The 19968-nt window shown below is 49.8% G+C and carries 21 protein-coding genes; 15 read left to right on the forward strand and 6 right to left on the reverse strand.

Annotated elements, in window-relative coordinates; all coding sequences use genetic code 11:
* The first annotated feature begins 252 nt into the window (after positions 1-252).
* Positions 253-675 (forward strand): response regulator, encoded by a 423-nt coding sequence (locus tag G3M78_09210; GenBank protein ID QPJ65560.1) that lies wholly within the window; start codon positions 253-255, stop codon positions 673-675.
* 134 nt (positions 676-809) lie between these two features.
* Here the strand turns inward: G3M78_09210 and G3M78_09215 are convergent, their stop codons facing one another.
* Positions 810-1568: a biotin--[acetyl-CoA-carboxylase] ligase gene (locus G3M78_09215; GenBank protein ID QPJ65561.1), complete on the reverse strand. Its 759-nt coding sequence runs from the start codon at positions 1566-1568 to the stop codon at positions 810-812.
* Positions 1569-1708: 140 nt separating this feature from the next.
* A complete protein-coding gene (locus G3M78_09220) occupies positions 1709-2182 on the reverse strand; it encodes a hypothetical protein (GenBank protein QPJ65562.1) in 474 nt (157 codons plus the stop codon).
* 68 nt (positions 2183-2250) lie between these two features.
* Between G3M78_09220 and G3M78_09225 the strand changes: the two genes are divergently transcribed.
* From G3M78_09225 to G3M78_09235, 3 genes are read left to right on the forward strand one after another with little or no spacing between them, the layout of a single operon-like run.
* Positions 2251-2574 carry a hypothetical protein gene (locus G3M78_09225; GenBank protein ID QPJ65563.1) on the forward strand — a complete coding sequence of 108 codons (324 nt, stop codon included), beginning with the start codon at positions 2251-2253 and terminating at the stop codon, positions 2572-2574.
* A gap of 35 nt (positions 2575-2609) precedes the next feature.
* Positions 2610-3815, forward strand: a complete 1206-nt coding sequence (locus tag G3M78_09230; protein QPJ65564.1) for a radical SAM protein — start codon at positions 2610-2612, stop codon at positions 3813-3815.
* A gap of 36 nt (positions 3816-3851) precedes the next feature.
* On the forward strand, positions 3852-4034 hold the full coding sequence (locus G3M78_09235) for a hypothetical protein (GenBank protein QPJ65565.1): 183 nt from the start codon (positions 3852-3854) through the stop codon (positions 4032-4034).
* A 54-nt stretch (positions 4035-4088) separates the two neighbouring features.
* On the opposite strand, the gene G3M78_09240 is transcribed toward G3M78_09235, so the two are convergent.
* A complete protein-coding gene (locus G3M78_09240; GenBank protein ID QPJ65566.1) occupies positions 4089-4478 on the reverse strand; it encodes a hypothetical protein in 390 nt (129 codons plus the stop codon).
* Between the two features lie 169 nt (positions 4479-4647).
* Here G3M78_09240 and hemB point away from each other — a divergent pair, with 169 nt between their 5' ends.
* The 5 genes from hemB to G3M78_09265 all read left to right on the forward strand — a co-directional run bounded on the left by hemB (position 4648) and on the right by G3M78_09265 (position 10991).
* Positions 4648-5622 carry a porphobilinogen synthase gene (gene hemB, locus G3M78_09245; protein ID QPJ65567.1) on the forward strand — a complete coding sequence of 325 codons (975 nt, stop codon included), beginning with the start codon at positions 4648-4650 and terminating at the stop codon, positions 5620-5622.
* Positions 5623-5734: 112 nt separating this feature from the next.
* Positions 5735-6370 carry a helix-turn-helix transcriptional regulator gene (locus G3M78_09250; GenBank protein QPJ65568.1) on the forward strand — a complete coding sequence of 212 codons (636 nt, stop codon included), beginning with the start codon at positions 5735-5737 and terminating at the stop codon, positions 6368-6370.
* A 3-nt stretch (positions 6371-6373) separates the two neighbouring features.
* Positions 6374-7285, forward strand: coding sequence for a hypothetical protein (locus G3M78_09255; protein QPJ65569.1), 912 nt, complete (start codon positions 6374-6376; stop codon positions 7283-7285).
* Positions 7282-9456: a PBP1A family penicillin-binding protein gene (locus tag G3M78_09260; protein ID QPJ65570.1), complete on the forward strand. Its 2175-nt coding sequence runs from the start codon at positions 7282-7284 to the stop codon at positions 9454-9456. Before G3M78_09255 ends, G3M78_09260 begins: the two co-directional genes overlap by 4 nt.
* Positions 9456-10991 (forward strand): SPOR domain-containing protein, encoded by a 1536-nt coding sequence (locus G3M78_09265; protein ID QPJ65571.1) that lies wholly within the window; start codon positions 9456-9458, stop codon positions 10989-10991. The genes G3M78_09260 and G3M78_09265 overlap by 1 nt, the downstream gene beginning before the upstream one ends.
* 1 nt (position 10992) lies before the next feature.
* On the opposite strand, the gene G3M78_09270 is transcribed toward G3M78_09265, so the two are convergent.
* Positions 10993-11598 carry a class I SAM-dependent methyltransferase gene (locus tag G3M78_09270; protein QPJ65572.1) on the reverse strand — a complete coding sequence of 202 codons (606 nt, stop codon included), beginning with the start codon at positions 11596-11598 and terminating at the stop codon, positions 10993-10995.
* Positions 11595-11972, reverse strand: coding sequence for a hypothetical protein (locus tag G3M78_09275; protein QPJ65573.1), 378 nt, complete (start codon positions 11970-11972; stop codon positions 11595-11597). The genes G3M78_09270 and G3M78_09275 overlap by 4 nt, the downstream gene beginning before the upstream one ends.
* 234 nt (positions 11973-12206) lie before the next feature.
* On the opposite strand from G3M78_09275, the gene G3M78_09280 reads away from it, so the two are divergent.
* The 4 genes from G3M78_09280 (at position 12207) to G3M78_09295 (ending at position 14629) form a co-directional block, all read left to right on the forward strand.
* The gene (locus G3M78_09280; GenBank protein QPJ65574.1) at positions 12207-12413 is read left to right on the forward strand and encodes a DUF2892 domain-containing protein; all 207 of its coding nucleotides are present in this window, start codon (positions 12207-12209) and stop codon (positions 12411-12413) included.
* A 38-nt stretch (positions 12414-12451) separates the two neighbouring features.
* Positions 12452-12991 (forward strand): YeeE/YedE family protein, encoded by a 540-nt coding sequence (locus tag G3M78_09285; GenBank protein ID QPJ65575.1) that lies wholly within the window; start codon positions 12452-12454, stop codon positions 12989-12991.
* A gap of 3 nt (positions 12992-12994) precedes the next feature.
* Positions 12995-13540, forward strand: a complete 546-nt coding sequence (locus tag G3M78_09290) for a YeeE/YedE family protein (GenBank protein QPJ65576.1) — start codon at positions 12995-12997, stop codon at positions 13538-13540.
* Between the two features lie 75 nt (positions 13541-13615).
* A complete protein-coding gene (locus G3M78_09295; GenBank protein ID QPJ65577.1) occupies positions 13616-14629 on the forward strand; it encodes a c-type cytochrome in 1014 nt (337 codons plus the stop codon).
* A gap of 56 nt (positions 14630-14685) precedes the next feature.
* Here G3M78_09295 and G3M78_09300 read toward each other — a convergent pair whose 3' ends face one another.
* Entirely contained in the window at positions 14686-17196 is a 2511-nt protein-coding gene (locus tag G3M78_09300) for an MMPL family transporter (protein QPJ65578.1), read from the reverse strand.
* Between the two features lie 205 nt (positions 17197-17401).
* Between G3M78_09300 and G3M78_09305 the strand changes: the two genes are divergently transcribed.
* The gene (locus tag G3M78_09305) at positions 17402-18727 is read left to right on the forward strand and encodes a glucose-6-phosphate isomerase (GenBank protein QPJ65579.1); all 1326 of its coding nucleotides are present in this window, start codon (positions 17402-17404) and stop codon (positions 18725-18727) included.
* A complete protein-coding gene (locus G3M78_09310) occupies positions 18724-19965 on the forward strand; it encodes a transaldolase (GenBank protein QPJ65580.1) in 1242 nt (413 codons plus the stop codon). The genes G3M78_09305 and G3M78_09310 overlap by 4 nt, the downstream gene beginning before the upstream one ends.
* Positions 19966-19968 lie beyond the last annotated feature (3 nt).

A 19968-nucleotide genomic window follows, 5' to 3' on the forward strand; every position in this document is an offset into this window, starting at 1 on the left:
TGTTTTTTTAAGTTATTGAAATTATTGATATTATTGTTGTTTTTGTGAGGGGTTCTGGAGCCGGATTTTGTTTTGAAAAAGTGGCGAAAATTTTTCGTTGGCCTAGATTAGATACATAGGGTATCGGGAGGCGCATTGCAGTAGCTTCCTCCCCTCTCCGCAACGAGAGGGTTATATCGAAGCGATTCGATGGTTGTGAGAGGAAAAATGCAAGGCGCTGATCTAACAATAATTTTAATCAAGGAGTTTAAAATGTCTTTAATGGATGAAACTTCCAGCACCAAGGGTAAAATTCTGATCGTTGACGACGAAGCAGATGTACGAGAAGTTCTAAAGCTCCACCTGGCGGCGGGTAAATTTTCTGTACTGGAAGCGTCGAACGGTGAAGAGGCGATCACTTTGATGAAGATGGGGTCCAATCTGGTTCAGGTTGGTTTGATCATTTGCGACATTCGCATGCCCAAAGTCAACGGCATCGACGCGATCAATTACATTCGAAGCAATGCCCCGTCCATTCCGATTCTCGTCATCACGGGTTACCCGGACACCAATTTAGCGGTATCGCTTATGGAAAAGGGCGTTAAAGGCTATTTGGTCAAACCGGTGGAAAAAGACGTTCTCTTAAAGAAGGTCAAGGAAGTGTTTGAGGCGCCGCAGGATTTCCAATACGCCTGATTGGCGCTTGTGGGTGTGAATTGATTTGTTGACGTTTGAAGCAGGCCGTTCGATTCCCACAAATCGATTCAGGAAGGGGGAGGGGCTGGCGCAATGCCAGCCCCTTTTTTTCTATTTGATCTGTTGGCGTTTATTCAAAGCGCGTCGAAACTGACCTCGCCGCAATCAAAGGCCCGACGTTGGCCGTTTGTTGTGTCCAATAAAAGTTTGCCCTGTTCATCCAATCCGATCGCGGTTCCTTCGACAGGAACTTTTCCTGTCATCAAGCTCACGGTTTTACCAATCATTCCGCATAATTGAGTCCACTCTTCGAACAGGATTTTTTCGCTGTTATTTTCCAGCAAGTCCAGTTTTGATTCCAGGGATTGAATCATTGCCGCCAGAATAACGTTGCGGTCGTGAATCTGTTGAGTTTCCGCTTTCAGGGAAGTGGCTATCCTTTCAAGCTCGCCGGAGAAATTTTCCCGCTCGTGGTTGACGTTGATTCCGATGCCAATGATGGCGGCGCGATCTCCTGATTGAGTTTGCGCAAATTCGCAAAGGATGCCGCTGACTTTTTTCTGATTCAATAAAACATCATTCGGCCATTTCAATGTCGCGTCGACCTTTGCCGTTGCGCGAAGACTCTCGGCCACGGCGACGCCAGCGGCGAGCGTGAGTTGCGGGTAAGCATCCACAGCGATGCGGGGGCGAACAAGAATCGAGCAATAAATCCCGCACCCGGGCTTCGAATACCAGTTTCGCCCCAGCCTCCCGCGTCCCTGGGTCTGGGAGTCGGCTAAAAATACCGTTCCAGAAGGCTCAGCCTCCTGAAATGCTTTTTTTGCCCATACATTGGTCGATTCGGTCTCGGATTTTAGAAGAATTTTCCGTCCGAGGGATCGGGTTGACAAGCGCTGTATAATGATTTCTGGTTGAATTATAGACACGAGGGTCGGTTTTATTTTGAGTAAAATGGCGGAATAATTGTCCCTGTAACGATTTGTCAGGTATTATGACTCAAAATTCATATAAAAAAAGATTGAATTAAAAGTTAAATACTGATAAAAAACATTGTCCAAAAAAACATTGGGGCCCCAGACCAATCTGGTTTTAGAAAATTAAAAAGGAGAGTTTTGGATGAAAAGACTGGCTGTATGTATAGCTCTATTTGCGATGTTGGCAGTTTTTGCTTCGGGATGCATGGAACAAGCTTGCTGGGAAGGTCACTGCAAAGAGGAATTTTCTCCGAAGCCTGAGTAAAGGTTTTTTGTCCTGCCTTTCCACAGGTTTGGCGCTTGATATTTATGTCCCTCCCCCGGGCCGCAGGATCGTCCTGCGGGATAGGGGGAGGACTCTTTTCTTTGCTAATGGAAGGGAGCTTGTTGAATTCCCTTTTATTTCCCTCCCCGCCGCTTGACAAGGCTTCCCTATAAAGCGCTAAAATACCCTTCAGTTCCCTTTGAATTGTTGAGTTTGCGAAACCATGTCGTTTTTCGCTGGCTTTCGACCTCTTTTTGTCTTTCAATGGGCAATCCGAGTTTGACGATTCGTCGCATTAATCATTTTTGAGTATTTGAGGAAGGCGAGCAAGTTATGGAGCAATTTGCAATTACGGTAGAAGATGTTCGCGAAGCTCAGGATAGTTTCAAAGCGGGCATGACCCAGCATGAAGGTAAAGAATTTCAGGAAGCGATCGAAAGTTTCAAAAAGACTTCGTCGATACACGCTCCTGAAGGGCATCTTGAAGAATTGCAGAAGAAACTGAGAGCTGGAAAATTCAAGTTGCAACAGGAAAGCATCGCTTACATGGGTTGCGCCGCAGTGCATCTGAGTCATCTGGTACAACAGTTGGACGAGGACCAGAAGGAACAGGTTCCCGTCGATTCGCAGTTGACTGAGGTGTTCAAAGGTTGGTAGGCGATCACTCACACCTTTTTGCGGAGGAGTTCATTTTGGATCAGGAGACGATTTATCAGGTATTGAAGCGCGAAATTCGCGACCGAAAGATCCCTCTGAGTCTGGGAAAAACCTGTCCGGTCAAATGCACCTTTTGCTATGAAAAAGACCATTCCTACTACCGCAAAACCTTCGATATTCCCCTCACGACGCAGGAACACTGGCGTTTTATTCTGGATGAAATCAAGAAGATGCCGACGCGGTCCCAGGAATCCTGGGTCATCGGCGGCAACGAGTACATGGAGTGGACGGACTTGTTTCTCCACCCCCGCTGTATGGAATGGATCGAAGAGTTTCTTGAGACCACCGACAAGAACATCATTATGTTCACAGTCGGCTATGTGGAACCCAAGCGCATCAACCGCCTGGCGGAAAAGTATCCGGGACGGATCAATTTCGAATTATCCGTCATCACCCTGGGTAAATATCGCAAACAATTGATGCCGAACGGCCCCACGGCTGAGCAGGTTTTGAAGATCATCGACGGCCCGGCGGTGACATCCGCCAATTTCTATTCATTTGGCCCTCAGACGATGTCGGCGGACGCGAAGGCCATTTCCAAAATCAATCAGAAATGTTTGCTGTGGATGGGTTGTCTCACGCCGCTCAAGACGCTGGACGAGGAAACCACGCGCGTGACTCGTATCGGACGTCAACATCTTCCCGATGAAGCGCGGCGAATCTATGAGTCTGATTTGCCGAATATCCAGATGATCCATACCGAGTCCTATATCACGGCGTTTCTCAATCGCAAAAAAATTGCTAAAACGCTGGATTCCTGTGAACTGGAGAAAAGCGATAGCGTGGTGATGGCGGGAAATGTGTATCGCGTGTTGAGCATGATGCGACCCAACCGGGCGCGCTATCTCTATGTGCCCAATGCGACTTTGGGAGGAGATTCCGACTGCTCGACTTTGTTGACCTTCAACGATGTGGCGGCGCGTTTGAGCAACCAGAAGCGGGTTTACCTGCCGAAGGTCATCATGGAGGGTTCCTCGAATGAGGAGAAGGATATTTCAGGAAATTATTTTGAAGATTTTGCCGCCCGCTTCCCGCGAATTCAGTTCAAGGTTTTGAAGAAAGTGAATTCGACTCTTTCGAATCGCAAACTGTATGAGAAGGGCTACCTGCGTAATTATGTTGAAGATTATCTTGGCAACCCGCTCTCCAAAAAATTTGAATCCATCCGGCTTCCCAATTAAATCATTCCCAGGGCAATCCCTGTTACAGGAGAATTCATGATCTACCGGTTGAAAGTGGTTTTTGTTGATAATGAGGAAATGATTCTGGAAAACACCGAGAAACATGGTTTCAGCGACGACCTGGAATTGTTCGAAATCACCACCTCGGATGAAGTGCTGGTGATCCCGCTGAAGCAGATCAAGTACATCTCCTGCGACGCGAAAATTTTCAAACAATGAATTGCGCCGCGTGAGCGCGGCGTTTTCCAATTCGTTACGAACCCCTCGAAATAATCAGAAGTTGATTCGGTTCTTTTTCAGCCATTGTTTGACGTCGAAAGACTCCTGACAAAATGCTTCGAACAGGATTTCGTTAGGCGTCAGACTTCTGCCGTCTACATTGTATTTGTCGGTCGAGGCTTTACCCTTTGCCGGTTTGCTGGATTGCTTCGACGGTTGCGTCGGTTCCAGTTTGTAGGCCCCTCGCGTTTCCGGTTTGAAAATCAGTTCCGACAATTCTTCCAGGCTCAAAATCAGGTTCAGCACAGCCGTGCTATGGATCAGCTTCTTGGATTTGAATTCTTCCAGCACGCATCGCACGTCTTTAGAAGAAACGATCGCTTTCAAGATCGCTTCGTTTAACAATTCGTATTCACGGTCTTCATTGGATTCTGATTGGCTCATGTCCGTCTCCCTGATTTATTGACAAAGCGTCAAAATTATTAACAGTGTTGTTTTTATTGTTAGTAAAAGCAAAGACCGTGCCATTGAGATTGAGCTCATAGCTTTTCTTCAATTTTGCCAGCTGTGTTACTATATTGATTTTACTTAACCTTTCTCAGAGAGTGGCTGAATGGCGTTTCCTGTACACCGATATCGAAGATTGCGAAAAAACCCGGAGATCCTGCGCATGGTTCGAGAAACCTCGCTCTCCGTCAATGATTTGATCGATCCTTATTTCGTTTGCGAAGGCAAGGGCATTCGGCAGGAGATTTCCTCGATGCCCGGCGTTTACCGCTATTCCATTGACGAGATGTTGAAGGAAATCAAGGAAACCCGTCGTCTGGGCATCCCGGCTGTGATTCTTTTCGGCATCCCCGACAAGAAAGACGCGGCGGGTTCGGAGGCTTATAATCCCGATGGGATCATTCAGCGCGCCATCAAGGCGATCAAGGATGCGGAGCCGGAACTGGTGGTCATCACCGATGTCTGTATTGACGAATACACCGATCATGGTCATTGCGGAGTGATTCGCGGCGATGAGATTCTCAACGATCCGACGCTGGAACTGCTCTCGAGAATGGCGCTCACGCACGCTCAATGCGGCGCCGATATCGTTGCTCCCTCAGACATGATGGATGGGCGCGTGCAGGCGATACGCGGTCGTCTCGACGACGAAAAATTTCAGGACGTGGTCATCATGTCCTACGCCGCCAAATATGCGTCGGCGTTTTACGGGCCGTTTCGCGAAGCCGCCGACTCCTCGCCAAAATTTGGCGACCGTTGTTCCTATCAGATGGACCCGGGAAACAGCGATGAAAGTCTGCGCGAAGTTTTACAGGACATTGAGGAGGGCGCAGACATTGTGATGGTGAAACCCGCGCTTTCTTATCTGGATATCATCTATAGAGTGCGTCAGGAGGTCAAGGTGCCCGTTGCGGCGTATAATGTCAGCGGGGAATACGCTATGGTCAAGGCCGCGTCGGAAAGGGACTGGGTGGACGGACAGCGCGTGATGCTGGAAATGCTGTTGAGCATGAAACGGGCGGGCGCGCAGATGATTTTGACCTATTTTGCCCGCGAAGCGGCGAAAGCGATTCAGGCTTGATCGCAGGAAGCGAAATTTGACCGCTTCTGCTCGCGATCCGATTTATCATGAAACTACGCAAAGGATTATATTATAATAAGTTGAAACTATAGAAGAGGTCATATGTAAGCCCATGTCAATATTGGCGAAAAATGTCAGGACGATCCGCTGCGAGTTGGGTTGCACGCAATCCGAGTTTGCCAGAGTTTTGCGGGTGGGTTTTCGATCCTATGTGCGTTATGAGGCAGGGGAACGAGATGCGCCGATTGCAACCCTGGTCAAGATCGCCTTCATGGGCAACCTGTCATTGAATCAGTTATTGACCTCGGAATTATCAGGTAAAGAGGTTTGCCCGCTGTATCATCCAGCCCATGTCTCTACAGTGATCGATTCGATTGATCTGGACGCCAATAAACTGCATTTGAAGGATTCGCCTGAAACGCTGGCGATCGTTAGCGATTCGGTCGACAAAAAGTTTTTGACCTTGATTCGCAAAATGGATCCTTCTCTTCAGGAAGTGTATTTGAAAAATGTGTCGGATGCGGATTGGGCAAGTTCCATGCAGAACGACCCTGCCGGCGCTGATCCGGCGGCAAGCCGAAAGCGAAGCGCATCTACCTCCAAAACACGGGCCGGCGACACGGGCCTGAAACAAACGGCTCCGACGCAAAAACGGGGTAGGAAAAAACGCGACCCGAAGGCTGAGCAGGAAAAAATTGACCGTTTGAAATCCATCACACGCTCCATCAAAAAAATTACCGCGAGATAAATTTTGCTGAAATCTGTATTTCTTTTTGGAAGGTGGAATATCGCCCTCCAATGCGCTTTGTTGTGCGCATTGGCGCTCATGGAATTTTACGGTCACTTTATCGAGAAGGGGCTGGGAAATTATTTGAAGTGGCAGAATTTTCGCAAGCCCCAGCTGGGGCGTATCTGGGACAAGGATCGCCTGTCGGTGATCGCGCAAGCCAAAATCCAATCCATTCGCTCTTCAAGAGTCAGCGAGCAGGAAACGCTGGATTCCTTCAAGTCGTTTCGCCAACTGCTGGTGGAACTGGAGCCGGGTTACTCCCGTATTTTACGCAAGGATAAATTTCTCCAGTTGTATTACAACTTTCCAGGAAACTGGCCGGAGAATATCATTTCTCCTTATGAATTGCTGGATATCGAAGCGCGCGGAAACTGGGAACGTACGATTTTAAAACGCAATGGATTCTGGATCACAATCTCATTTATAGATGGCGAGAATATCCCGGTGCGAGAGATTTTCATTTCTCTGGACCAACTCGATCTTCCGCTGGCGGCCAGAGTTCAAAAGCGGGAACGTTTGGAGGAAGCCGGGTTTAAAAAAGAACGTATTTTTTCAAACGTAGACTTCATCAAACTGCTCAAGAATATGGACCCGGAAACGCGGGACCAGATTTCACCTCCATCGCGCTGGTTTTTTGACAACCGCTACCGCGTGATTCGCGTGGGGATTACAGACGCCTCGCCTGCGAAGGCTGTAGGAGCTTCTCACCTGCTTGGGGTCGAATACGCCTCAGATTATTTTATTGAAACGCTGTTGATACCCGTTTCTCTGGAAACCGCCAACAACCTGCTGTCGCAGTTCGAACCCTCCGGGCAAAACGAGGGCGGCGATGGCCTGGCGGAAACCCCGACTCTTTTCGGAACGACCTCTTGATTCGACGAATTGCCCAGAACCTTCTCTTCGCGGTTTACGCCTTCACCCTGCTTGGGGTTTTGACGCTGTGCGGCCTCTATTTTGAGTTGAGCGACGACCTGCCGCAATTGCCTGAGAATCTGGACTCCATCAATTTGAGTTTGCCCACGGAAATCTACTCCGTCGACGGCGAACAAATCAAAGTGGTCGGGCAACGCTTCCCGGTCAATATTGAAGACGTCGCGCCGCATTTTCTCAAGGCGATCATTTCTGTTGAGGACGGAAATTTTTACGAGCACAGCGGTCTGGATCACATTGGTCTGGCTCGCGCGTTGCTTGCCAATTTGAAAGAAGGCCGTATCCGCCAGGGCGGTAGCACCATCACCCAGCAATTGTCTAAAAATCTCTTCTTCTCATTCGAGCGCAACTGGATTCGCAAGATCAAGGAATTGCTGATCGCTCTGCAACTGGAAGCGACTTTCACGAAAGATGAAATCCTGCAGGCCTATTGCAACCAGATTTATTTCGGCAATGGTGCCTACGGCGTCGAGGAAGCGGCGCAAACCTATTTCGCCAAACGGGCGAAGGATTTGACCCTCCTGCAAGCGGCCTTGCTTGCGGGTCTGCCCAATTCCCCAAACAACGCCAATCCCTTCAGCAATTACGAACGCGCCATGTCCCGCGCTCGTTATGTGCTGGAGCGCATGGTGATAACCCATGCCATCACGCGGCAACAGAAAGCCGAAGCTGAGAACGCGCCTCTGGAACTGGCGTCTCCAAAAGTCGAATCGGACGTGAACATGTATTTCGTCAATCATGTTCTGAATCGCCTGGAAAAAGATTACGGGAGGGAATTTGTTTATTTTGGCGGCCTGAAAATTTTCACCACTCTGGACACGCGCCTGCAACGCGATGCCGAGAGCGCGGCTAAAGCGCATCTTGAAAAACTGGAAAAACGTCTGCCGCGAAGACCCGGCAAAGGTCCCTTGCAGACGGCTCTGGCGGCGGTGGAAAATAAAAGCGGCGCGGTTCGCGCCATGCTGGGTGGACGCGATTTTTCAGTCAGTCAGTTCAATCGCGCGGTTTCCAATAACCGTCTTCCGGGTTCTTCGTTCAAGCCTTTTGTCTACTTCACCGCGATGGAGCAGTTGGGCTATTCTCCCGCGACGCTGGTTGTGGATGAGCCGACCCAGATTCCTATACCGGGAACGGACACCTGGGAACCGCAGAATTTTTCCCATGAATTTGTCGGTCCGCTTGTTTTGAAGAAAGCCCTGATGCATTCCATCAATGTGGTGGCGGCGAAACTGATCGAAGCTGTTGGGCCTGAAAAAGTCATTGCTACAGCCCGCCAATTCGGCATCACCAGCCCGCTTGGAAAACACTATTCTCTGGCTCTGGGAACTTCGGGGGTCTCTCCTCTTGAAATGGCAGGCGCCTACAGCGTCATCGCCAATCTGGGAATCTACAACGAGCCTTATATTATCCGACGGATTGAAGATTACGACGGCAATCGCCTCTATGAACATTTTTACGAAGGCGTGCAACGATTTCCGCAAAAATCCATCTACCCGCTGTTGGATATGATGCAGGGCGTGGTGGAAGAAGGGACCGGGCGCGTTGTGCGCAGACTGAAGTTCGATCATCCCGCCGCAGGGAAAACGGGCACCACGAATGATTTTAAGGACGCCTGGTTCGATGGCTTCACCAAGGATTTGTCGGTCTCCGTCTGGGTCGGTTACGACGACAACGAACCGATGCTGGATAATTCCGGTCGCGGTTTGACCGGCGCCGGAGCGGCGGCTCCCATCTGGGCCTATTTCATGCAAAACGCTTTGGACGATCATGATCGGGTGAACTTCCCCGTTCCCACCGGCATCAAGCGGGTCGAGGTGGATGTGGATCGCGGCACGCAGGTTTCCAAGGCGACGACGCGACGCCTGACGGTTGCGGTCAAGGAAGAGACGATCATTCCCGAATATGTCGCTATCGAAGATGAACAAGCCCCGGTCGAACCGTCGCCCTTGGATAAATTCGGCGATGACGCAGAAAGCCCGGATGATACAGTGTCTCCCGCCGCCAAACCCCTGCAAAAGGATGACGCGAAGCTAAAGGAGCCGACTCCCCCCCGCCCCACATCGCAGAGCCTGCTGGAACAATTGAAAGCTCTGGGTTCGCAAGGGAGTCCATGATGCTTCAATTACTGAAATTTATTTTAGGACGTCTGGGCGCCTCTTTCCTGTTGCTGATTAGCTTCGGCTATGCAGTCTTATACATCGTTCACGAGATCGCTTTACCGGAAGCCTCCTTTGACGATATCTCGATACAATGGGTTCTTGGCGGCATCTCTCTCTTTTTTGGTTGCTTCGCTTATGGATTGGTCGGTGAACAAAAGTTTCTAAACTCCCTGCACGGCTTGAAAAAAATCCCTTCGGCGGCAAATCCAGAAGAGGCGATTGCGCGATTTGAAGAGTTGATCGATTTCACATTCTGTTCCTACTTTTTGCCGCGCCGGGGACGCAAACTGCGCGCCCAGGTCATTCTGCGATACGCCGAATACCTATTGTCGGTTGGTTTGGATGATTCTCGTTCCGTTCAGGTTTATTTGAAAGCCTTTTTGGAAGACCCGCGCCAGGTTCGCTTCCGCGCGCCCCTGCTCTCTTTGTTTTCCAAGGGACGCGAGTTGAGCGAACAGGAGATCGATCTCCTGCTGATTATGTTGAAGGTGGAGGACTATCAGGATCATTTCATGGTGCGCCACCTGGCGGCGATTTTTCTGCGCAACCGCCAGCTCAATGAAAGAACGGAACCGGTTTTTTTGAAGGCGGTTCAGTCGAAAGGCGAAAGCTCCGAGGAGATCGTGCGCTTTGTGCTTCCCCAATTGCTGGCCTTGAAGCGATTCGACGAATCGGCCCTGCAATTCTTTGCCGCGTCCTTGCCCTATCTGCCTCTTGAGGAAAAACAGATTCGTCAGGTTCTGGCGCGGAATTATTGCGAAGGCATCTGGCAAGGCTCCGACCCGGCATTGCATGAAGCCTGCGGACGCGCATTTTCTGAACTGGAACCGGACTTGCAACAGCGTATTGAGTCGGAAGTCGAAGAAGGGCGTCTGTCCTCCAAGCTGAAAAAAATTCGATTATTTTCGAGAGAAGACGTTCGACAACTGGATCGGCTTAAAAAACGACTGGGCATCACCCGTTCCCCCTGGGAAGTACTGCGGGCTTTTAAAGATCGCATCGTTCGCCTATTAGTTCTTCTCTTTAAAAAAATTGTGGGCTTGTTCGCCGATGGTCTGATTTATTTTGGTCGCCAGCGGCTTGGCATGAAATTGACGGCCCTGACGCTCGTATTGCTGGGAGTGCTTTTCGCCGTGAGCGTTAAAGAATTTTCGAAACAAAAGACCGTCAAACAAGAAGCCGTGACGCCAGAGCATTCTGAAAAGTCGGCCACAAAACTTAAGAAGCCGCGCGCCGTTAAAAAAGTACATACAATTCAGGTCGCCGCTGTGACCACGCAAAAGCAGGCGGATCGCTTGGTGAGAGATCTGAAGAAGAAAGGGCTGGAGGAAATTTATGTGGTGAAAACCCCGCGCCAGTCCGGCGGCAACTGGTACAAGATCCGACTCGGTAAATTTTTCAAGGAAGAGGATGCGCTGAAATTTGCGCAGAAGCTCATCACCGATAAAACAGTGAAAAACTATTTTATCATCTCCCTCCCCATCAGTTGATTCACTCTGCTGGTTTCTGCGCCCGAATCATCTTAACGATATCGAGATAGACATTTTCGACGGATTCCACTTCAAATCCCGATTGAGAAATCGTCGATACCGTATCGCGGGTCAAAGAAGTGCCTGTGAGTTTGAGCGAGAAAGGATTCATGAGCTGGAGCGGAATTCCAAAGAGCGGGTTGCGGCTCATGACATGCTCGAAACTGTAGATACGCCCTCCCGGTTTTAAAACCCGTTTCAATTCTTTCAGACAAGGCAAGGGGCGAGCGACGGTGCATAAAACGCAGACGGTCAGAATCGCGTCGAAATGATTGTCTGCAAACGCCAGTCGCTCTGCATCCATTTGATAGAGCCGCATTTTTCCTGGATACACGCGTGCGCGATGTTTTGCGTTCTGGAGCATGGGCGCGCTGATATCGATGCCGGAGATATCCAGCCCTGATGGGAAGTTAATGATCTCCTGCCCCGTCCCCACTCCCACATAGAGAACCCTTCCTTCAAGCTGACTGAAGAACCGAAGTTGTGATGAGGACCAACGTCGAGTGTCTCCAGCGCGCAAAAAATCGAAAGTCTTCGCGACGCGATCAAAATTCGCTTCCGGTTTCATCGATCCCCCTTTTCAGCGCGTGGATAGCTTGCTTGCGAGTATTTCCGATCATAAAACCATATGATGAAAAATATGACCGTCCCCCAAAGCGCGCCGGCGCCCGCGATGCAGAACTGCGGACTGTGTTCCGCCAGCATCCCGCCAAGCATTCCCGCAGGCATGGCGATCAGGTGAAGGGGAATCATCATTTCAAACGCTCCAAACAAAGGGACGAGAAGAATTACAAGAGGGATCATGGCGATCATGCCCGCGATGCCTCCAATGAACATGGCGCCCAGCGCCGAAGTTGAGGCGGGAATCGTCAGGCTGGCGGAAATCGCGATGAGCGCTCCTGATGCTATGCAAACGCAGGGGTCGATCCATTTGAAATTCATGATCTCAATCTCGTGAGTTTGGTTTTTTGCGGGAGTCTGACAATCCATTGTCTTAACGAAAAGTCGGCTCCTCGCTTGTAGTGATTCTACGACAACTGTTTCGAAAAATCTCTACCGATGAATCATGGAAGCTTGATTGCTGAAATTCCAGGGAGTTCTTATATTAGTTACAAGAGTTGCGATGTGTTCGGTTTGTATTCAATCCCTATTGAATCCTTTGGAAGGAGGCATCCCATGTTTGAAGTGAATGTAGGAAAAGTGGATCGTATTTTCAGGGTGATTGCGGGCGTCGCATTGGTGGTCGGCGGTTTCATGGTTGAAGGTTCTGTTGGAATCGTCGTGTCCGTCTTTGGCTTGATTCCTTTGATCACCGGCTTGTCCGGCAGGTGCCCGGCCTATGCCATGTTTCATATCAACACCTGTCCATTGAAACGGGTTTGATTCCTTTGGTGGCCGGAGAGGAATAAAACGAGGCTGATATGATCTCAATATTTAGACAACAGCGTTGGTCTCCCTATGCCGTTGGCGCGGGTTTGGGAGTTTTATCCTGGCTGACTTTCGTTTTCATGGACAAGGCCCTGGGCGTGTCGACAACCCTGGTGCGATTGGCGGGCGGTCTGGAAAGCGTTTTTGCTAGGGATCGTGTTCACGCGAATACCTACTTTGCGAAATATCTGGGAACCGTGGAGACTCCATTGCCTGTGGTTGACTGGCAGTTTGCCCTGGTCGCAATGATATTTTTGGGAGCCTTTGTCTCCGCTAAATTATCAGGTCAACAGGGCGGCGAAAAATTGTCTGCTATTTGGCAGGATCGATTTGGTCCTTCCGCTGCGAAACGCTACCTGGGCGCATTTGCGGGTGGCGTCATTCTGATAATGGGAGCGCGACTCGCGGGAGGATGCACGTCGGGACATGCGGTTTCAGGGGGCATGCAGTTGGCCGTTTCATCCTGGGCATTCACGATTGCGATGTTTGCCTCGGGAGTCGTTGTGGCAATACTGATGTTTAAGAGGAGATGAGGCATGTGGAATAACGTGTTTGCCAGTATGGATCAGTTGCTGATGGGAGGGTTGGCCGGATTTGTCTTTGGGTTTTTATTGCACAAGGGCGGCGTCTCCCGCTATGACGTGATCGTCAATCAATTTCTGCTCAAAGATTTTACCGTTGCGAAGATCATAGTGACGGCTATCGCCGTTGGCGGAATTGGTATTTATGCAATGAAAGCGTTTGGCGTTGATTTCAATTTTCATGTCAAGACGGCGGCATTGTGGGGGAATATCGTCGGCGGGTTGATTTTTGGAGCGGGCATGGTTTTGCTGGGCTATTGCCCAGGCACTTGCGTTGCAGCGATGGGTGAAGGATCGCGTCACGCGCTCTTTGGCTTTCTGGGGATGGTGGCGGGAGCCATTGTCTTCGCCGAACTCTATCCCTGGATTCGTTCCGTATTTCTGTCTTCAGCGGATCTGGGTAAGATCACGCTACCGGAATTGACGGGTCTGCCAACATGGTTGTTCTTTGCGGTTTTGTCTGGAGCGGTTTTGCTGATGTACCGAATGAAAAATATCTGAATGTGCGCTATGCGGAAGATATAGCGGCGTTTTGGACAGTTGTCAAAATTTGAAAAACTCAAGTGGAGGAACAGTATGAGTCAATTATTGGATGTAGTGAAAGCGAAAATTTTTCTGGCGCTTGCGATGGGCATGGTTTTAGCGCTTCCGCAATCGCTTTTCGCGGAGGATCTGTCCAAGGCGAAGAAAATTGTTGAAGAACAATGTTCTGCCTGTCACAAATTTTCCGGTGAGCATGAGAGCAAGTTCAATTTAAAAGCGCCGGATTTGATGTGGGGCGGCGTTAAGTATCAGCATGCCTGGCTGGTGCGTTGGCTGGAGGGCAAAGAGCCCTTATTGTATCCCAATGCTTACCGCTGGGATCAGTCGAATGTCGCGACGAAACATCCAAAGCTGTCATCCGCAGACGCCGAGTCGGTGGCTCGTTATATGGAAGCGAATTTGAAGGACGATCGCGTTAAGGAAAACGCAATCGACTTGTCCAAATTCACGGAAAGGGAAATGGAGTTCGGCGCGGAGCTTTATAAAAGTTTCTCCTGTCTGGGATGTCACCAGATCAAGGAAGATGGCAAGAATATTGGCGGGCCTATCAGCGTCGACCTGTTCGATGCGGGCAATCGTTACGATGTGGACTGGTTGTACCGCTTTGCATTGAACCCTCAGGATTTCACGCCGCATAGCGGGGAGTACCTTGCGGATGCGACGATGCTGGGCGTTCGCTACATCGTGGGCTATCTCATGACTCTTGGCGTTGCAGATTATAAATACCACGAGCCCTGGACGAGCGAGTTCTTTAAAAACGCAAAAGCGGAACGCGGCGCAACAATTTATAAAAATTATTGCGCGCAATGTCACGGCTTCACCGGCAAGGCGGACGGGCCTGGCGCATTGGGGCTGGACCCCAAACCTGCGGTGCATGCGGAACTGCCATTGAGCGATTACCCGGATGATTATTTATACAACCTGATTTTCTACGGCGGGAAATCGGTGGGCAAATCGTCGATGATGCCGGACTGGGGAATGACCTTGCCGCCGCAAGATATTGCGGATGTCATAGCCTATATCAAGTCAACGTTTAAAGGACAGTAACGATCAGGACGGATGTATCAAAGGTCGGGTGTGGGGTTTTCCGCACTCGGCCTTTATTATTTGTCGGCGATTCTTTCCGGGCCAAGGGGTTTGAACAGGAGAATCAGCGCCGGTAGAAGCGTCAGGTTGTTCAACAGGGCGACGACCATGGCAACGCCTGTGAGGATTCCAAAATAGATGGTCGGAATAAAATTTGAAAGAGCGAGGATAGAAAATCCAAAAGTGACGGTGATGGAGGTGTAGTAAATTGCGCGGCCTATACTGCCGTGGCAAATTCGAACGGTCTCTTTGTAATTACCGGTTTTGGGAAACTCTTCCTGAAAGCGATAGATGTAATGGATGGTGTCGTCTACGGCGATTCCAATTGTGATTGCGGCGATCGTGATGGTCATCATATCCAAAGGAATCTTGAACCAGCCCATGATGCCGAGGACCATGCCTGCGGCCAGCGTATTGGGGATGATGGCAAGCAGGGAAATAAAAACTTTTCTGAACAGGATGATGAACATCGCCAGAATACCGATGAACACAGTTCCTATCGTTAGAATCTGCGATTGATAGAGGCTGTGGAGCATATTATTGTAGAGCACAGCCATGCCGGTGAAATGGATTCGCTCTTCTTCAATGCCGATTTCTTCGACCAGATGCTTTTTAATTTTCGCAATCAGAGCGCCCCGGTCCAGATTTGGGTTGACCTCTTCAATGCGCATGGAAATTCGAACCTGGTTGCCGTCTTTTGCCAGATAGGGATGCATGAAAATTTTCTTCAACTCGACAGGCAGTAACTTGCGGATCAGGGCCAGGTCATAGTCGTCAGGCAATTTTTTGTCGTTGAGTATTTTTAAAACTTTGACTGTGGTTGCGATGGACAGGGTTTTACCTATTTCAGGCAGTCCTTCCAAATAGTCGTGGACTTCTTCAACCAGAAGCAAGGGTTCCGGGTGGAACCAGAAATTTTCAGGTTCCTTGTCCACATTGTCTCCGAAGGGATCGTCAAAAGGATCGTCGGCGACTTCCTGTTGTTTCAGTTCCTCCAGGTAATCAAAAAAATCGGCTTCGGCGTCGATCACAATATCGAGAGGGGTAGTTCCGCCCAGTTGCTGATCGATGACGCTCATGCCTTGATAAATTTCCGTGGAGGGGTTGAAATAATCAATGAACCGGTTTTCTACATGCAGTCTTGAAATGCCAGTGATGCAGAAAACAGCAAGGAGGACGCTTAGAGCCAAAATCAACGATCTTCGCTTTAGAGTCAATTCTGCGAAAAAATTCGTCAGGTTTTTAGTGATGTCCTTGCTGGAGACGGAAGAACTCGGGCTCAATAGAGCGAGGCAGGCGGGAAAAAATAAAAAAGAAAGGATGAAGGCCATGGAAATTCCGATCGTCATCATCCAGCCAAAATCGATCACAGGGCGAATTCCGCTGACCACCAAAGATGTGAACGCCGCAATGGTGGTGATGGCCGTGTAGAAACAGGGCAGGAACATATGCTGAATGGTTTCCAGAACCAATTCGCGTTGACTTCTGTTGGGACTTTCGGCGTAAAGCTCCCCATATCGAACGATGAGATGAATCGTTAAAGACATGGTAATGATGAGCAGAATGGAAATGAAGTTGGAAGAGATAACGGTGACGCGCCAGTCGAGAAAGCCGAGAACGCCGACCATGACAAATGTCGTTAGAAAACAACCGGCGATGGGCAGAAAAACCCAGCGCACTTTTCTGAAAAAGAATCCCAGAGCAATGATCATGAAAAACAGGACGCCCATTCCAAACACCGAGATGTCATGATCGATGAAGCGTACCATGTCGGATGTGATCATGGGCACCCCGCCGAGGAACATTTCGGCGCGGTGGCGTTGAGTATCCATGATACGACGCACTTCCTTAATGTCATCGTTCTGGTATCTCAACACCTCTGCCAGATAAAGCTTGAATTCACGAGAGACTCGATTCAGACGCTCTCTCTCTTGCGGACTCAGAGCTTTGGAGCGTTTTATCTCCCGAAGATCGTTTCGCTCTTCCAGTAGCGAATAGTAAGTTTCGTCGCGTTTGTAGTTGACCAGAATAGCCGTCGTTTTGCCATTGGGACTGACCAGCAATTTGCTGTAAACGGGACTCTCGGTGAATTCCTTCAGGGCCATGTCCCTGTCAAGATCGGGCGTCGCTTCCAGCGTTCGCACGTTCTTGCCGATTTCAGATAATTTTAATTTGGGGCTGTTGAGAAGCGGGGAGTCCAGAATGGTGGTGACCGACGACACCCGCTCCATTTTTTCCAGCGCAACGCGCAACTTCCGAATTCCCTCCAGGGATTCATCGGAGAGCAGGTCTGAACGCGGCGTATAGGTGATTATCAGAAAGTCTTCGGAGCCATATTTTTTATTGATGTGACGGAAATATTTCAGGTCCGTGTCGTTTTCCAGCACCAGCGAATCGGCGGATGCGTCGAGTCTGAAATCGGGGGTGTGAAAAGCGAAAAACCCCAGAATACACCCAACGAGGAGGAGGGTGAGCAGGGGGCGTTTCAGAACCAACGCGTCAAATAAATTTAGAAATCTTGGCGCCATTTGTTTGAAGGAGGTTCTCGAAGGTTAACGCAAATACCTAAAAACGGAAGGTATACTAACATTGTTAATTGAATGGGTTTAAAAAAAAATGGCTCCGGCGCTGATAATTCCCCGCTTCTGTTGCAAGGCGCAGGGGGATAGGACATAATAATCGGGATGTTGTTCTATCCTGATTTTCAATCAATATCTATTCATATAAATGCGTATGAGTTCGATTCGTGTCGACATAGAAAATTTAAAGAACGTTGTATCAGATGACGAAAGATTTTCGTTTCAAGATCAAGTCGACGCCATCCACCGAGGCATGGAAAATCGATCCGGAACGGGCGCAGAGTATCTAGGTTGGGCGGATCTGCCTTCTGGGACTTCCGATGATTTGTTGAAAAGAATTGAAAATTCGGCGAGTACGATTCGCGAGCGTTGCGATGCCTTCATCCAGATCGGCATCGGCGGTTCCTATCTGGGAGCGCGCGCCGGAATTTCTTTTCTGTCTCCATTGATAGCAAGCGCCGCTCTGCGCAAGGGGCCAGAGATTTTCTACGCGGGGCATAACATCAGCTCGGATTATTATTCAGATCTGTTGGCGGCGCTGTCAGATCGGGATTGTGCGCTTTTTGTGGTTTCAAAATCAGGGACGACGCTTGAACCGGCGCTGGGTTTTCGTATTCTGCGGCAGTGGATGGAAAATAAATATGGAGCGGCGGAAGCGTCGCGTCGCATTGTCGCGGCAACGGACCCGAGCAAAGGAGTCCTGAAAACGATTGCCAACGAGCAGGGCTATGAAACCTTCGATATCCCTCAGGATGTCGGCGGAAGATTTTCGGTGTTGACCCCGGTCGGCCTTCTGCCCATGGCGGTGGCTGGCGTGGATATACACAGTTTACTGCAAGGCGCGCGCGATATGGAGGCTCGGCTCCGGGCAGATTCATCGCTTGAAAGCAACCCGGCTTACAATTACGCCGTTTGTCGTCATCTCCTGCGCCGCAAGGGAAAAACAACTGAGATATTATCTTCCTTTCATCCCGCCTTCGCGTATTTGCAGGAATGGTGGAAGCAGCTGGCGGGCGAAAGCGAAGGCAAGGACGGGAAAGGCATCTTCCCTGCGACCCTGGAGTTCACAACGGATTTGCATTCCATGGGCCAGTGGATACAGGAAGGCGAGCGTTTCATCTTCGAAACTTTTTTGATTCTGGATCAATCCCGTAAAGCGATCGCGGTATCGGAAAATCAAAACGACGAAGACGGGCTGAATTTTCTGACGGGGAAAACGCTGGATTTTATCAATGAAAAAGCGTACAAAGGAACGGCCAAAGCCCATTCGGAGGGGTTGGCCCCCAATTTAACCATCGCCGTTAAAGACCGATCCGCTTATTCTCTGGGCCAGTTTTTCTACTTCTTTCAGCGCGCCGTTGCCATGACGGGATATCTCGACGGAGTCAATCCGTTCGATCAGCCGGGCGTGGAATTATATAAAAAAAACATGTTTGCTCTATTTAATAAACCAGGAACTGCGAAAGGACAATCTCAATGACGCTTGTCAGTCAGAAACTGGGCGAAGCAATTCATCAAATTGCGCAAGAGTCGATCACGCCGGGCCGCCCGGATTTTGAATCGAATGCTCTACTCGAAAAATTAAAAAAAACCGGTTCCGAATTGTGGGTGGACACCGGAGAGCTTGAAAAAGCCCAGTCGGTTTGGAAAAAGGAACTGACTGCGCTCACCACCAACAACACGCTCGCAAATCAAGTCGTGCAAAGCGGCGTGATGGATGAGGTGATTCGGGAAACGGTGGCTCGTCTGGCAGAGGTCGCGCCGGATCTGTCTCCGGAAGCGAAGGTCATGGAAGTGGGCTTCGTTATCAATTGCAAGATTGCATTGCGTCTGGTGCAGGCTTTCAAGACCAAGGTGAGCGTGGAACTGCATCCTGCGATTTCACGAGACCTTGAGGGTACCTTGTATTATGCGCGGCGTTATTACAAAGTCTGCCCGGAGTATTTCACCGTTAAAGTCCCTCTGACGCCTGAGGGCCTGCTGGCAGTTCGAATTTTACGCAAGGAAGGCATTCCGATCAATTTCACTTTGGGATTTTCTGCGCGCCAGAATTATATTTCAGCGCGCTTGTCCAACCCGGATTTCGTCAATGTGTTCCTGGGACGACTCAACCAGGTGATGGTTGATAACGGCATTGGCTCTGGGGAACTGGTTGGCGAAAAAGCCACGCTGGCGACGCAACATTGCATTCAGGCTGTCAGGAAGAGTCAACCTGAGATCAGCACGCGCCTGATTGCGGCGAGCATTCGCAATGGCGAACAGGTGGCATATTTGGCTGGGGTGGATGTGTTGACGATTCCGCCCAAGGCCCTGGACGATTTTTTAACCACAGCTGAAAGCATGGGCGATCTGGCGAATCATTTCGACGACACAATCGTACCGGGCGTTGACGAAGGCGAATGGCGGGAGCGAGTGGATTCCTTATGGGATATTACGGAATCCTTTGTGAAATTTGTCGACGCGTTGGTCGCACGACCGGATCTGGATACCATGCAGGGAGCTGACTTGAGAGCCTTTTGTAAAGAATGGCGCGTGAACCTGTTTCATGATTTTACCGAGGCCGATTACAATACCATTCGAGAGCACGGGAAGATTCCGCAATTATCGCATTGGTCGGAGCTTGTCGCTTTGGATGATCTGATGACTCAGTCGGCGTTGCAGTCGTTCACGCAAGATCAAAGCGCGCTTGATGATCGTATCCGATCGTTTTTGAAATAGACT

This window comes from Candidatus Nitrohelix vancouverensis (genome assembly GCA_015698305.1).
In the GTDB taxonomy this organism is placed as follows: domain Bacteria; phylum Nitrospinota; class Nitrospinia; order Nitrospinales; family VA-1; genus Nitrohelix; species Nitrohelix vancouverensis.